13 protein-coding genes are annotated in these 14,700 nt (G+C 68.4%); 9 read left to right on the forward strand and 4 right to left on the reverse strand.

Features of this window, described 5'->3' with window-relative positions:
• Nucleotides 1-71 precede the first annotated feature (71 nt).
• Both greA and ABIE38_RS11965 read right to left on the reverse strand, forming a co-directional pair.
• Complete coding sequence (gene greA / locus ABIE38_RS11960) at nucleotides 72-569, reverse strand: transcription elongation factor GreA (protein WP_017835774.1); 498 nt, start codon at nucleotides 567-569, stop codon at nucleotides 72-74.
• Nucleotides 570-691: 122 nt separating this feature from the next.
• Nucleotides 692-1,144 carry a DUF4307 domain-containing protein gene (locus tag ABIE38_RS11965; RefSeq protein ID WP_354056520.1) on the reverse strand — a complete coding sequence of 151 codons (453 nt, stop codon included), beginning with the start codon at nucleotides 1,142-1,144 and terminating at the stop codon, nucleotides 692-694.
• A 115-nt stretch (nucleotides 1,145-1,259) separates the two neighbouring features.
• On the opposite strand from ABIE38_RS11965, the gene mca reads away from it, so the two are divergent.
• The 8 genes from mca to ABIE38_RS12005 all read left to right on the forward strand — a co-directional run bounded on the left by mca (nucleotide 1,260) and on the right by ABIE38_RS12005 (nucleotide 11,342).
• Entirely contained in the window at nucleotides 1,260-2,183 is a 924-nt protein-coding gene (gene mca / locus ABIE38_RS11970; RefSeq protein WP_354056522.1) for a mycothiol conjugate amidase Mca, read from the forward strand.
• Between the two features lie 44 nt (nucleotides 2,184-2,227).
• Complete coding sequence (locus ABIE38_RS11975) at nucleotides 2,228-2,503, forward strand: hypothetical protein (protein ID WP_259845164.1); 276 nt, start codon at nucleotides 2,228-2,230, stop codon at nucleotides 2,501-2,503.
• Between the two features lie 132 nt (nucleotides 2,504-2,635).
• Nucleotides 2,636-4,552, forward strand: coding sequence for a hypothetical protein (locus ABIE38_RS11980; protein ID WP_354056524.1), 1,917 nt, complete (start codon nucleotides 2,636-2,638; stop codon nucleotides 4,550-4,552).
• Nucleotides 4,552-5,892, forward strand: coding sequence for a hypothetical protein (locus ABIE38_RS11985; protein WP_354056526.1), 1,341 nt, complete (start codon nucleotides 4,552-4,554; stop codon nucleotides 5,890-5,892). Before ABIE38_RS11980 ends, ABIE38_RS11985 begins: the two co-directional genes overlap by 1 nt.
• 71 nt (nucleotides 5,893-5,963) lie before the next feature.
• Nucleotides 5,964-7,343, forward strand: a complete 1,380-nt coding sequence (locus ABIE38_RS11990) for a glycosyltransferase (RefSeq protein WP_354056556.1) — start codon at nucleotides 5,964-5,966, stop codon at nucleotides 7,341-7,343.
• Between the two features lie 13 nt (nucleotides 7,344-7,356).
• Nucleotides 7,357-8,985 carry a glycosyltransferase family protein gene (locus tag ABIE38_RS11995; RefSeq protein WP_354056528.1) on the forward strand — a complete coding sequence of 543 codons (1,629 nt, stop codon included), beginning with the start codon at nucleotides 7,357-7,359 and terminating at the stop codon, nucleotides 8,983-8,985.
• Between the two features lie 103 nt (nucleotides 8,986-9,088).
• On the forward strand, nucleotides 9,089-10,123 hold the full coding sequence (bsh, locus tag ABIE38_RS12000; RefSeq protein ID WP_502914775.1) for a choloylglycine hydrolase: 1,035 nt from the start codon (nucleotides 9,089-9,091) through the stop codon (nucleotides 10,121-10,123).
• A gap of 157 nt (nucleotides 10,124-10,280) precedes the next feature.
• Complete coding sequence (locus ABIE38_RS12005) at nucleotides 10,281-11,342, forward strand: beta-mannosidase (protein WP_354056529.1); 1,062 nt, start codon at nucleotides 10,281-10,283, stop codon at nucleotides 11,340-11,342.
• Between the two features lie 21 nt (nucleotides 11,343-11,363).
• On the opposite strand, the gene ABIE38_RS12010 is transcribed toward ABIE38_RS12005, so the two are convergent.
• Both ABIE38_RS12010 and ABIE38_RS12015 read right to left on the reverse strand, forming a co-directional pair.
• Nucleotides 11,364-12,065 carry a CE1759 family FMN reductase gene (locus ABIE38_RS12010; RefSeq protein WP_354056531.1) on the reverse strand — a complete coding sequence of 234 codons (702 nt, stop codon included), beginning with the start codon at nucleotides 12,063-12,065 and terminating at the stop codon, nucleotides 11,364-11,366.
• Complete coding sequence (locus ABIE38_RS12015; protein WP_354056533.1) at nucleotides 12,062-13,312, reverse strand: LLM class flavin-dependent oxidoreductase; 1,251 nt, start codon at nucleotides 13,310-13,312, stop codon at nucleotides 12,062-12,064. Before ABIE38_RS12015 ends, ABIE38_RS12010 begins: the two co-directional genes overlap by 4 nt.
• A gap of 652 nt (nucleotides 13,313-13,964) precedes the next feature.
• Here ABIE38_RS12015 and ABIE38_RS12020 point away from each other — a divergent pair.
• A complete protein-coding gene (locus ABIE38_RS12020) occupies nucleotides 13,965-14,513 on the forward strand; it encodes a nuclease-related domain-containing protein (RefSeq protein WP_354056535.1) in 549 nt (182 codons plus the stop codon).
• Nucleotides 14,514-14,700 lie beyond the last annotated feature (187 nt).

Genomic DNA, 14,700 nt, shown 5'->3' on the forward strand with positions numbered 1-14,700 from the left:
GCGCGGGATCGGGCTGGTCGAACCGGGCCCGATAGTCGTGAAGAACCTACCACCGGGCCCGTCGTGGCCGGTCAGCTCTGGTACGGCTCCGCGGTCACGATCGTCACCGAGACGGACTTGCCGTTCGGGGTGGTGTACTCGCGGCTCTCGCCGACCTTGGCGCCCAGGATCGCGCGGCCCAGCGGGGAGTCGGGGGAGTAGATCTCGAGGTCGTCCTTGCCGGAGCCCTCGCCACGGGTGCCCACCAGGAAGGTCTCCTTGGTGTCCTCGTCGCCGTTGTAGTAGGCGCGGACCACGGATCCCACCAGGGCGACACCGGTCTCGGTGGGCGTCTCGCCGACCTGGGCGGTGGCCAGCAGGTCGTCGAGCTGGCGGATGCGCGCCTCCTCCTGGCCCTGCTGCTCACGCGCGGCGTGGTACCCGGCGTTCTCCTTGAGGTCGCCCTCCTCGCGCCGCTCGTTGATCTCCGCGGCGATGACCGGACGGTTGGCGATCAGCGCCTCCTTCTCGGCCATGAGGCGGTCGTACGAATCCTGGGTCAACCAGTAGCCCTGGGTGTCGTTCGCCATGAGAGCGCACTCCAATCTGTTCGTGTGTGTGCTGCTGTACGAAAAACACGGCCCCGCGAAAGGAGCCGTGCTGATGGGACGATGCTAACACAGCGGTGACCTGCTTCGGGGCCCGAGAACCCCTACCTGCGCAGGTAGTCGGGGACGTCGTCGCCGCAGCCGTAGACGTCGGCCACGAACGCGCGGGCCGAGGTGGCGATGGACATGTCGACCTGGATCGCGGTGTTCTCGGACGGGGGCACGTACACCTCGCGGCGGCCGACCTCCCCCTTGGTCTGGTCCTGTGCGCGGACGATGCAGTAGGCGGCGGTCCCGGGATCGTCCCGCGTGACGGTCATCACCACGTCGGTCCGCTCGTCGTCGACGACGGTCACCCCGATCACCTCGCCCGAGATGGTGGGGGTGGCGCTGAGCCGGTAGCCGGCGACGGCGCCCGCCACCACGAGGGCGCCGACGAGCAGGACCAGGAAGCCGGCGACCACCTTGCCGGTCACGCCCGACCCGGAGTCGTCGTACCGCCCGGCCGGCGGGGTCCCTGCGACCTGCGACGCGGCGTCCGGCCTCGGCTCACTCATGGTTTCCAGGGTATCCGGGGCCCCCGGGCGGACCGCCCCGGGGGCACCGGTGCCCGGTGAGTCCATAGAATGGGTCATCCCGATCCCCGAGCTCTGATGAACGGCAGGTGCGACGATGGCCGGTCTCCGGCTGATGGCGGTGCACGCCCACCCCGACGACGAGGCGTCCAAGGGCTCCGCGACCATGGCCAAGTACGTGGCCCGGGGCGTGAACGTGCTGGTGGAGACGTGTACCGGCGGCGAGCGCGGCAGCATCCTCAACCCTGCGATGGACCGCCCCGACGTCGTGGCCGACCTCGTGGGCGTACGGCGCCGCGAGATGGCGCGCGCGGCGGACATCCTCGGCGTCGACCACCACTGGCTGGGCTACGAGGACTCGGGTCTGCCCGAGGGGGACCCGTTGCCGCCGTTGCCTCCCGGATGTTTCGCCCTCGCCGACGACGACGAGGTCACGCGCTCCCTGGTCGCCAGGATCCGGGAGTTCCGTCCGCACGTGATCATCACCTACGACGAGAACGGTGGGTACCCGCACCCGGATCACCTGAAGGTGCACTCGGCGTCGATGGCCGCCTACGAGGCCGCCGCGGATCCCTCCCGCTACCCCGGGACCGGCGAGCCGTGGGCCGTGGCCAAGGTCTACTACACGCACGGCTTCCCCAAGAGCCGTCTCGAGCTGCTCGACGAGGAGCTGTTCGCCCGCGACGGCGTCCGCCACTTCGCCGAGTTCCTGTCCCGCTGGGGAGACCGCCCGGACATCATGGAGCGGGTGACCACACGGGTGGAGTGCGCCGACTACTTCGAGCAACGCAACTCCGCGCTCCTGGCCCACGCCACGCAGATCGACCCCAACGGCTGGTTCTTCGCCGCCCCGGTGGAGATGCAGCAGCGGGTCTGGCCCACCGAGGAGTTCGAACTCGCGGCAAGCCGGGTGGCCGTACCCGACCGGGCTGAGGGAGAATACGAGTCAGACCTGTTCGAGGGCGTCGACCCGTACGTCGCGCTCCCGGTCGGACCGAGCACGAGTGAGGACCCGAGATGATCACCCTGGGACCGGACGTCCAGATCCTGGCGTACCAGACCTCGATGGTCTTCGCGCAGAACCAGTCACCGGGCACACCCGGGTACAACGACCACCCGATGGGCCCGGAGTTCGGTAAGGCCTCGCCGATCGGGATCCCCGTTGTCCTGCTCCTGCTGGTCGCGACGGTCCTGCTGATCCGCAACATGAACAAGCACATCAAGAACCTGCCCGAGACCTTCGACACCGACCACCCCGAGCCGGACCAACTGGCCGACGAGGGCACGGACCGGGCCGGTGTCGAGGGTGGGGCGCCGGGTGCTCCCGTAGATCCGCGCTGACCCTCACCGACCCCCGCTGCGCCCCAACGCATCCGACCCGGTACGACGCGCCGGACCCGATAGGGGCGGTGCGGTGGGGAGCTCGGCCCGATCGTCGGTGATGAGGTCCTGCGGCCGGTAGTGTCACCTCCCGTGTTCCCGCCCCGCGCGCTGCGTATTCCCGCCTCCCTCCTGTTAGCCGCCACCCTCGCGTTCCCCGCGCCGGTCGGTGCCCAGACCGTCGTCGACGGATCGACACTCGGGATCGCGGAGGTGCTCGAGTTCCCGGACCGCAGCGCCGAGGTGCCGATCCTGATCCCCGTTCCCGCAGGGCTGACCCCTCGGACGCTGAGCACGACGGTCCAGCTCCCCGTGGACCTGGACAGGGGACATCTCGAGGCGTGGTCGGGCGACCTGCTGCTGGCCCGCATTGACCTACGGCCGGACGTCGAGTCGGAACGCGTCACCATCCCCCTCGATCGCGGGCGGGTGCGTAACGACGTGCTGGACCTCACCCTGCGGACCGTCCTGCACTCCCAGGGAGAGGCGTGCCCGGACTGGACCGACCGGTCACTCGAGCTGCGCGACTCCGAGGTGGACTATGCCGGCCAGCCCGAGGCCCCCCGGGTCCTCGCCGACTTCGTCCCCCCGGTACTGGAGCGCATCGAGATCTACCTGCCGGACGAGCCGACTCACGCCGAGTCGGAGGCCGCGGCCCAGCTGGCCATCCTCGGGTCGACGAGGTTCGGCCGCACCGGACTGGAGGTCGAGGTACTCCCGGCGTCGGGCCCACGGGCCCCGACCGCCTCGCCCTTCACCCGTAGAGCAGAGATCCGCGAAGCCGACGAGTCCCGGATCGACCTGACCGACGACGCCGTCCCCACCGTGGTGGTCACCGGCGACTCCGCGAGCCTGGGGCGTCAGATGCGATCGGTGACGAGCGACCTGTGGTCGCTGGCCGTCACGGGATCGGCCACCCTCGATTCGCCCCTCCCGGCGCCCCGCGCCCTGATGACCGAGGCGACCCTGAACGAACTCGGACAGGGTTCACGGTCCGCGCGATCGGTCGGGTCCGTCTCGGCGAGCTTCGGGCTGGACCAGACCAGCCTCGGTACGGTCACCGGTGACGTGGCCCTCGACCTGGTCGGGACCTATTCGCCACCTCCGTCCGATCGCAGCGGACTGATCGTGGTGACGGCCGGGCAGACGGTATTGGACTCGTGGACCGCCGATCAGTCCGGGGCCTTCGACCGCACACTCACCGTTCCCGCCGGTGCACTGAACCGGTACACCGACATCACCGTCTCGCTGCAGACCGCGGGCGCGGGCGCGGCGTGCGGGGTCCTCCAGCCGTTGAGCCTGATCATCGACGGATCGTCCCGGGTCCGCCTCTCCGAACCCGCCTCTCCCGCACCGGCCGGGTTCGGCTCCCTCCCGCAGGCGCTCCTGCCCCGCCTCCAGGTGGCCACGGGCAGTGGCTCGCTGGAGGACACCGCGCGGGCGGTGTCGATCCTCTCCAGACTGCAGGCGCTGTCCGTGACTCCGCTGCTCCCGGAGTGGGTGGACGTGGAGACCCTAGTGGACGGGGACGTCCCCGGACTACTGGTGACGTCCGGTTACGCCCCGGACGATCTCGACCTCCCGCTGACCCTGACCGGCGGACGCACGCTGGAGGTGATCGGGGCGCGGGACGGACAGCCGGCCACGCTGAGGTTCTACGAGGACGTCGACTTCGCGTCGATGCAGGTCGTCCAGGACGGCGACCGCGCGCTCCTGGTGGCCTCGTCCAGCTCGGGCTCGGGTGAGCTCGACCGCACGTTGGAGTGGTTGGACTCCGAGCCGGGCCGGTGGTCGATGCTGGCCGGCAACGTCCTGTTCACGGCCCCCGACAGGGAGCCGATCGAGCTGTCCACGGCAGAGGCCATCGATGTGGACGCCGCCCAGGAGCAGGAGACCGATGGCGTTCGTATCGCGCTGGTCATCGGTCTGGCGGTCACCCTGGCGGGGGCGGCGATCGCCGGGCTCGTCTGGGCGGTCGCCCGGCGTCGTCGGGTCAGCCCGGGTCGGTGATGGTCGCCCGGGCTCTCCCCAGGGTCACCGGCGAGGGAGTCGATCACGTCGCGAGGTGGGCGCTGCTCGTGGTGCTCGTCGGCGCCGGGTTCTGGCGATCGTGGGCGCGGATCGCGGGGGAGGTGACGGCAGGCTCCGGTAGCGAGGTCTTCCTCGCCGCCCCGGTCGGCGCCGTCCTCACCGCGGTGGCGTTCCACCTGCTGCGACGGCCGGAGTTGCCGATCCACGACCGGCAGAGCGACAAGATCTCCGGGACCATCATCCTGGCGATCGCGTTGATGATCGAGTGGCTCGTGCTGCCCAGGTACTCGGGCAGCTACGTCCTGTTGCACCTGGACTTCGTCGCCGCCTGGCTGTTCCTCCTGGGCGGATCCGTGTTCCTGTTCGGCACTCGCCGCACCTTCCGGTACTGGCCCGCCTGGCTCCTGCTCACCGTCGCCACTCCGGGTGCGCTTCGCCTGCTGGTCTTCGCCCTGGGCGGCGGCCGAGGGGCGGAGGTGACGGTCATGGTGGTGGTTGCGGCGGTGGGACCGCTGACGATCCTGGGGCCGCAGGCGATCGGCCGACTCCGTCGGACCGGTGCGGGTGGTCGTCGACGCCCGGACGGTCCCCCCCGTAAGTCTCTGGTGGTCACCCGGCGCGAGGCCTGGCGGAGCGCTCCACTACTGACCGTCGTGGCCGTGCTCCTCGCCCTGGCACCGTTGCCGCCGGAGATCGAGGAACGAGTGGCGCCGGGGCCCGGTGCCCTGAGCGGACCGGGCCAGATCGTCCCCCCGGGATGGCAGGAGATCGAGACGATCGACTACCCGTGGGCGGAACGGATGTTCGGGCCGTCCGCCACGCTTCAGCGGCAGATGATCAGGGCCACCCGCGTCAGGGCGGACTGGGACGAGCTCCTGCGCCCCAGGGTCGCGGCGGTGCAGACGCTGACCGTCGGCGATGCCGGGGTGCTCGAGGTGTTCCCGTTGGAGATGACCTTCGACCTGAGTTCGGCCCGCGTCAGCCCGCCCCGGACGGTTCCCCTGAACCGCGGGGTGTCCGCGCGATACCTGACGGTGATCGACGACGAGAACCTCCTCACGTGGAGTCTGATGTCGTTCATCTGGAACCGGGCGGGGGACGAGGTGCAGCGCGTCACGATCATCACCGTGGACAATCACGAGTTCGACGCCGAGTTCCCCCAGACGGTCCCCAGCACTCGATCGACCTTCTCCCGTCTGCTCAACCTGCTGCTGCGCGGGGCGGGCGCGGTCACCGACACCAACCCACAGGACAAGGACCTCGACATGCTGACCGAGCTCGCGACCGATCTGGTGGAGGCGCAGTGGACGGGCGAGTAGGTCCGGAACTCACGGCTCCCGAGCCGGCCGACCCCGCGACGGCCCGCAGCGAGGCCGCTCTCCACGACGCGGTGCACGGGTTGTTCGAACGCGACCCGTTGGCCTCGGCGGCGGTGCCGTTCGTGCCCTGGCAGAAGTGGGTCGGCCTCGCCGGGATCGCCGTGGTGATCCTCGCCCTGGTCCTGGCCACCACGCCGACCCTCATCGCCCTGACGGCGGTGAGCACCGCCGTCTACCTGATCACGCTCGCCGACCGACTCCTCCTGCTCGGGCGTGGTCTGGCCCGGGACTCGATCCTCCACGTGGAGGACGATCGTGCCCTCGCCGTGGCGGACTCCGAGCTACCCACCTACACGGTCCTGGTGCCCGCGTACAACGAGCCGGAGGTGATCGGCGACCTCATCGACGCCGTGAGCTCCATCGATTACCCGGCGGACAAGCTGGAGGTGTTGTTGCTTCTCGAGGCCGACGACGACGTCACCATCGACGCCGCGGAGGCGGCCGGACTGGGCGAGGTGTGCCAGATCCTGCGGATCCCGCCGGCCGATCCCCGCACCAAGCCCAAGGCCTGCAACTACGCACTGCACTACGCCACCGGGGAGATCATCACGATCTTCGACGCCGAGGACCGCCCCGATCCCCTCCAGCTCCGGCGCGTGGCCGTGGCCTTCGCGGAGCTCGACGACGACGTGGTGTGCGTCCAGGCCAAGCTGGCGTTCCACAACGGGTCGCAGAACATGCTCACCGCGTGGTTCACCGCCGACTACGCGCTGTGGTTCAACTTCCTCCTGCCCGGGCTGATGAAGTCCAGCTCGCCCATCCCGCTGGGGGGGACGTCGAACCACATCAAGGCGGACGTGCTGACCGAGATCGGCGCGTGGGACCCGTACAACGTCACCGAAGATGCCGACCTGGGCGTGCGGATCGCCGCCCGGGGCCACCGCACGGCGGTGCTCGACTCCACCACCCTCGAGGAAGCCAATCCCGATCCCATCAACTGGATCAGGCAGCGCTCCCGCTGGTACAAGGGGTATCTGCAGACCTGGTTGGTGCACATGCGTCAGCCGATCACGCTGTGGCGCACCCTCGGCACGGTGAGCATGTTCCGCTTCACGACCCTCCTGGCCGGCACCCCCGTGATCGCCTGCCTCAACATGGTGTTCTGGCTCATCACCCTGTCCTGGATCCTCGGACAACCGGCCGTGATCGAGCAGGTCTTCCCCGCCTACGTGTACTTCCCCGCGTTGATCTGCCTGGTGCTCGGCAACTCGACGATCCTCTATTCGAACTTCATCGCGTGCCGGGAGACGGGCAACGCATCGCTGTGGTGGGCGTGCCTGACCGTTCCGCTCTACTGGGTGCTCATGTCGATCGCGGCGATCAAGGGGACCTACCAGCTCTTCGCCAACCCGTCCTACTGGGAGAAGACCGTGCACGGGTTGGCGTCATGAGGGGGCCGGTGTCGTGAGATCCCGTCCCCTCATCCTCTTCGCGGCGTTCACCGTCCTGTACCTGGCCGCCGGGCTGTACCTGTCGCTCGGCGCCAACTACCTGCAGGGCGACGCGCTCAGTCGCGTCGCGGACACCCGGGCCGCGTTGCTCTCGCGAGACCCGCACCTGGCGGCCATCGGCTTCATCTTCACCCCGCTCACCGCTCTGGCGCAGCTGCCCCTGGTCGGGCTGTCGGAGTGGTTCCCGGCCCTCACCAGATGGAGCCTGACGGCGGTGGCGGTGAGCGCGCCGGCGATGGCGGGGGCGGTCACGCAGATCCACGCGATCGCGAAGGAACGCCGGTGCCCGGCCTGGTTCACCTGGGGGGTCACCCTGGTCTTCGGGCTGCACCCGATGATCGTCTACTACGGCGCGAACGGCATGAGCGAGGCCCTGTTCGTCTTCTTCGTGGTCTGGGCGGTGCGCCGCCTGGTCCGGTGGATGACCACCGACGACGTCCACGACCTGATGGTGGCCGGTTTCGCGCTCGGGATGGCCTACCTCGCCCGCTACGATGCGCTGGCCGCCTCGGGCACCGCGACGCTGTTCGTCGCGGCGGTGTCCTACCGGCGCAGTCGCCGCACCGAGACGGCGATCCTCGACGCCGTCATCCTCGCCGCACCCACCGCACTGGCGTTCCTCGCGTGGGCGGCGACCAGCTGGCTGGTGACCGGCAGTGCGCTCGCGCAGTTCTCCTCCCGCTACGGCAACGCCGCGATCCTCGAGCAGTCCGGCGGTGGCTCCACGGGGGGCCTGTCGGCCCTGGCCTTCTCGGCGGCGGAGATCGTGGTGCTCGCGCCGGCGCTCGGAGTGGTCCTGCTGGTGTGCGTGGCACTGGCCGTGCGCCGACGGGATCCCGAACCGCTGGCCGCAGTGGTCCTCGTGGCCGTGCTCGCCTTTGCCGTCTTCACCTATCTCCGCGGTATGACGTTCCCGTTCCTGCGGTTCTACATCAGCGCCGTCCCCCTGATCGTGGTGCTGGCGGTGTTCTGCGTGCCGCGCGGGGGCACCATGCGCACGCGACGGCCCGGACCCCGGGCGACGGTGCGGACGCAGGACTCGCTGACCGGGGGACGAGTGGTGCCCGTGGCGGCACTACTGCTGCTCGTTGCGGGAGTCCCGTTGAGCGCCGCGGCCATGGTGTCCCCGACACTGTCCCAGGAGCAGCACGCGCTTCACGACGTGATCCTCCCCGAGGTCGGTGACAGGCCCTCGGAGGTGAGGTTGCAGCAAGAGGCGATCGTCGCGTCGTTCGACACCGAACGCCGGCTGGCCGACTACCTGGACTCTCTCGGCCTGCCCGAGGGGGCGGTCATCATGGACACGGTCCACGGTTTCCCCATCATCGCCTCCACCGCCAGGCCCGAGCAGTTCGTCATCCCGTCCGATCGCGACTTCGTCGAGATCCTCAACGATCCGGCGGCCAGCGGCGTGCGTTTCCTCCTGACCGTGCCCGCCGAGGGGCGTGGCACCTCCGACGCGCTCAACCTCCGCTATCCGACGATCCACGAGAACGGCGCCCAGCTCGGCAGCCTGGAATTCGAGGTGGTCAACTCCGGAAGTGACCGTCCGACCTGGCGGCTCTGGCGGGTGTTCGGGTGAGGCGTGATCGTCGCAGAACGAAGTCGGCCCGTGGCGACGTGCGGACCGTGGATAACAGTATAAACACGGTTTTCGATTGCATGTCTGCGGCTATGGTGCCCCCGTGTTCTGGGTGGTAAGCACGAGCTACCTCGACAACGCCCCCGACGCACCCGGAAGCTGCCTAATGTGTACTGGATTGAGCTACTCCACGAACGATCACTATTTCGGCCGAAATCTCGACCTGGAATTCTCATACAACGAAACGGTCACTATCACTCCCAGAGATTTTCAGTTCGACTTCCGTCTGGTCCCCACCCTGTCGACTCATTACGCCATCATCGGAATGGCAACCATCGCGGACGGATACCCGTTGTACTATGACGGGACCAACGAGAAAGGCCTCAGCATGGCCGGTCTCAATTTTCCTGGCAATGCGGACTACAAGCCCGAGGCGGTCGGCAAGGTCAATATCGCCCCGTTCGAATTCATCCCATGGATCCTGGGGCAGTTCGACACGATCGCTGACGTGAAGGTGGCGTTGGCGGACTTGAATCTGGTGGACGTTCCCTTCAGCGACGCATTTCCCCTCTCGCCGTTGCACTGGATCATCTCCGATGGCTCTCAGTCGATCACGGTGGAGAGCGTGGAATCGGGCCTCAATGTCTACGACAACCCGTTCGGGGTGCTCACGAACAACCCGACGTTCGATATCCAGAGCTTCAACATGAACAATTATATGCATTTGTCGACGGAGCCACCGGAGAACAATTTATCACCGCAGTTGCACTTCGATACCTATAGTCGCGGAATGGGGGCGATAGGACTTCCCGGTGACCTGTCCTCGGCATCTCGTTTCGCCAAGGCGGTGTTCACCAAAATGAACTCCGTGGCGGGAGGGTCGGAGTCGGAATCCCTCAGTCAGTTTTTCCAGATCCTGGGTTCAGTCGCTCAACAGCGCGGGTGCGTGCGCATCGGCGACAAATACGAGATAACCATCTACTCGTCTTGCTGCAACACAGACAAAGGCATCTACTACTACACGACCTATGAGAACAGCCAGATCACCGGAATCGACATGCATAAAGAAGATCTCGATGGTAGCGGGCTCGTTGCGTACCCTCTGGTCAAGAGTCAGCAGATCAACTTGCAGAATTGATGTGAGATCGGTCCGATGCGTCGGCGGTGACGGGGAGCGATTCAGGTGGTGGCCTGGGAACAGTCGTCTATCGTCACCTCATGAAGATCGCTCCGCTCGTCGGACTACTGGTGCTCGTCATGACGTTGGCCTGGGAACAGTCGTCTATCGTCACCTCATGAAGATCGCTCCGCTCGTCGGACTACTGGTGCTCGTCATGACGTTGGCCTGCGCCGCACCGCCGGATTCGAGGTCCCAGGTGCAGCCGCACCGGGCGACGGTCTCCGGCGGTGAACTCCACCTCGACGGCCAGCCCTGGTGGCCGACCGGGCTCAACGCCTACCAGTTGGGGACCGACTGGAGCATCAACCGGGGGTGCGGGGCGATGGTCGACCTCGACGAGTACTTCGGGTCGCTTCCCGACGGGGCCGTCACGAGGTTCAACGTCTTCCAGCAACTCGCCGTGAACAAGTTCACCGGAGCACTCGACTTCGCCCCGATCGACGCCGTCTTCGCCGCGGCGGAACACCACGAGCAGATGGTGATCCCCGTTCTCGTGGGCCAGGACGGAGCCTGCGAGGACGACCAGTACAAGGACCGCGACTGGTACCTGAGCGGTTGGGAGCAGCCCACCGCGATGCCGCTGAGCTACCGCGACTGGGTCACCACGGCAGTCGAGCGGTGGTCGGGGTCGCCGGTCATCGCGGCGTGGGAGCCGATCGGGGAACCCGAGACCGCGGTGTGCGGAACCGCCGACTGCCACTGGCTGTACCGGACCTGCCCGGCCGACTCGGCGGAGGTGCTCCGCGAGTGGACCGACGAGGTCGGACAGCTGATCCGGCAACGCGACCCCGGCCGGCTCATCACCGCCGGCCTCCTGGGAGGTGACCAGTGCGGGCTGGTCGCCGACGGGTACAGGCTCATCGCCGAGTCCCCGTACGTGGACGTGCTCCAGTACCACGACTACGACAACGCCGGATTCCTGCCGCTGCGCCTCGCGCAGACCGACAAGCCGCTCGTGGTGACCGAGCTCGGGATAGCCGCCGGCTCGTGCCTCTCCCTCGAGGATCGTGCCGTCCTGATCGGCGAGCGCATCGACGACTACGAGGCGATGGGAGCCGCCGGAGCCATGCTCTGGGCGTTCGTCCCGGACCCCAGGCCGACCGAGTGCACCTTCGACATCGGCCCGGAGGACCCCATCAGGGCGCTGCCCCAGATGGCGCGGACCCAGGCGTACTGACCCAGGCGTATTGATTCAGGGCTAGCTCGCACCACCGAGCAGGTCGCCCATCGGGACGAAGTCGCCGAACTCGTCGTCGTCGCTCGTCCGGCCCCGGCCGGCGTCCGCCCGGGTCGGGGCCACCGCACCGGGGGCCACCCCGGCGAACCGCAGCATGTAGTCGGCCAGTTCCGTGCCCACGCGGTCCGCCCGTGAGGCCAGCGAGTCGCCGTCGCCGCCGGTGGCGACGGCCCCGAAATCCTCCGAGGCCGCGAACACCGAGGTCGGCACCACGTCCGCCTTGAGATAGGCGAACATCGGGCGTAGCGCGAAGTCGATCGACAGCGAGTGACGGACGGTCCCGCCCGTCGCCCCCAGTGCCACCGGGACGCCGGTCAGGGTGGCGGGGTCGATCACGTCGAAGAACGACTTGAACAGGCCCGAGAACGACTGGTTGTACGTGGGTGTCACCGCGATCACCCCGTCCGCGCGGGCGATCTCCTCGAGCGCGGCGCGCAGCTTGTCGCCGGGGAACCGGGTGAAGCTGGCGTCCACGACCTCGTGGGCGAGCCCCCGGACCTCGAGGACCGTCACGTCGACGTCCCGACCGTGGCGCGCGAGGGCCTCACGGGTCGCCGAGGCGAGACGGTCCGCCAACATCCTGGTGCTCGACGGCACCGAGGTGCCCGCCGAGACGACCACCAGCCGCAGTGGCCGGCCGTCGGGTGCGTGGGTGGCGGTCACTTGTCGCCCCGTCCCGCCGGTGCCTGGGCGAGCCGGGACTCGGTGCGGCGGGCGCGGGCCAACGACTGCTCCTGCGCGCGCTGCCCGCCTTCAACGGTCAGCCCCGTCCAGTTGTCGCCGGTCCCGAAACGGTAGGCGTCCGAGTACGCGGGCGCACCCTCAGCGGCCAGCGCGGCGTCACGTGCCGCGACACGAGCGGCGTGGGTGGGCCCGTCAGGCACGTGCGCCGGTCGCAGCGCGTCGAGTTCGCGGCGCAGCACCGGGACGATCTCGGTGCCGAGGACCTCGATCTGCTCGAGCACCGTCTTGCGGGGCAGGCCGGCGTGATCGATGAGGAACATCTGGCGTTGGTAGTCGCCCACGTGCTCGCGCATGGTCATGTAGCGGTCGATGACCTGCTGCGGGGAACCCACCGTCAGCGGCGTCTGGGCGGTGAAGTCCTCGAGCGACGGGCCGTGGCCGTAGACCGGGGCGTTGTCGAAATAGGGGCGGAACTCGTCCACCGCGTCCTGGCTGTTGGGACGCGCGAAGAACTGACCGCCCAGCCCGACGATCGCCTGATCCGCGGAGCCGTGACCGTAGTGCTCGTAGCGCCGGCGGTACAACTCGACCATCTGCTTGGTGTGGCTGATCGGCCAGAAGATGTTGTTGTGGAAGAACCCGTCACCGTAGTAGGCGGCCTGCTCGGCGATCTGCGGCGAGCGGATCGACCCGTGCCAGACGAAGGGCGCGACGCCGTCCAGCGGGCGCGGGGTGGAGGTGAACTGCTGGAGAGCTGTCCGGAACTTGCCCTCCCACTCCACAACGTCCTCATGCCACAGGCGATGGAGCAGTTCGTAGTTCTCGATCGCCAACGGCAGGCCCTGTCGGATGTCCTGGCCAAACCAGGGGTACACCGGGCCGGTGTTGCCGCGCCCCATGGTCAGATCGACCCGGCCCCCGGCCAGGTGCTGCAGCATGGCGTAATCCTCGGCGATCTTCACCGGGTCGTTGGTGGTGATGAGCGTCGTGGCGGTGGACAGGATGATGTCCGAGGTCCTGCCGGCGATGTAGCCGAGGGTGGTGGTGGGGGAGGACGTGACGAAGGGCGGGTTGTGGTGCTCGCCCAGGGCGAAGACGTCCAGGCCCACCTGCTCGGCCTGGACCGCGTACTCGACGACGGCCTCGAGGCGCTCGTGCTCGGTGGACACCTGCCCGGTGAGGGGGTCAGGTGTGATGTCGGCGATGGAGAAGATCCCGAACTGCATGATGGCGAGCCTTTCAGTCTGTTGGTGCGTTCCATCCTAACTTGCTGACATGTCAAACAAAAGGGGCCCGGTGAGTATTCCACGTCACCCGTGGACCTCTCGGATCCCGCGTTCTCCCGCGCGCAGCGGCCTCAGGATGTGAGTATTCGGCAACCGCGATGATGACTGCCATCGTGACTGCCGCAAGGAGGCCCCGGTGACCGAGTGGATCGTCCGTAGGTGGGCCCGTTTCGGACACGACCGGCTGTATGCCGCTACTCCTGGCGGGACCGACCTGGGCTACCTCGACCTGGCTACCGGCCGCTACCACTCGGACGACCTCGCCAACTTGCCGCTGTTGCGCGCCGCGGTCGGAGACCACTCGGACGCCCGTCGGCGCCGGGAATCGGCTCAGGAGTCGAGTCGTCTCGAGCAAGGTGTCGGAGTGCTGGCGTCTGGGCCGTCGCCGCCACTGTCCCCGTTGAGTTCCGGGCCAGTCGCGGCGTCGACCAGTCCACCGACGACTCTGCCGACCTCGCACCCCACCGCACCAACCACCGCGCCAACCACCGCGCCGACCACCGCGCCCGGACCGAGGTGGCACGATCTCGCCGACGCTCGTGCGGGGGCGGCCGCCCGCGAGCGGGCACTCACCGAACGGGAGTCTCAGGGGGTGGTTCGCCATGTGCTTGCCCGGTTGGTCGACGCGAAGACGGACGAGCGCGCCTGGCGAATCGGCGCGGACGGCGAGCAGGCTGTCGGCGACCAGCTGGCGGGGTTGGATGCTCGGTGGAGGATCCTCCACGCCGTGCGCGTGGGGGAGCGGGGCGCCGACATCGACCACGTGGTGATCGGCCCCGGCGGCGTCTTCACCGTGAACTCCAAGAATCACCCCAAGGCGGCGATCTGGGTGGGCGGGGACAACTTCATGGTCAACGGCAGTCGGGTTCCGTACATCCGCAACAGTCGGCACGAGGCGAGGCGGGCTGCCCGGTTGCTCGCGGAGCATGTCGGTTTTCCGGTCCCGGTCACCGGGATCATCGCGGTGGTGGGCGCACAGCGGGGATTCACCGTGAAGGCCCAGCCTTCGGACGGCGCTGTGACAGTGGTTCCCCGGCGTCGCATCAGGCGACTGCTCACGTCCCAGCCGCCGCGACTGGGGTTGCGCGAAACCGACGCGATCCATGAAGTCGCCAGGCGATCCACGACGTGGCACCGCTGAACCCGGGGAAGGGAGGGTCAGGCGGGGTGGGTTCGGTGGGTGCCTGGTGGGTTGGTGAGGTGGCCGTCGTGGGTGATGAGGCGGTCGAGGTTTTCTCGCCATCGGTGGTGGAGGATCTGGTCGCGGGCGTGGGCCAGGGGGCCGTGTGGGGTGGTGCGGTGTTCGTGTCCGGTTTCGGTGATGATGG

It is taken from the genome of Dietzia sp. 2505 (assembly GCF_040546785.1).
Lineage (GTDB): Bacteria > Actinomycetota > Actinomycetes > Mycobacteriales > Mycobacteriaceae > Dietzia.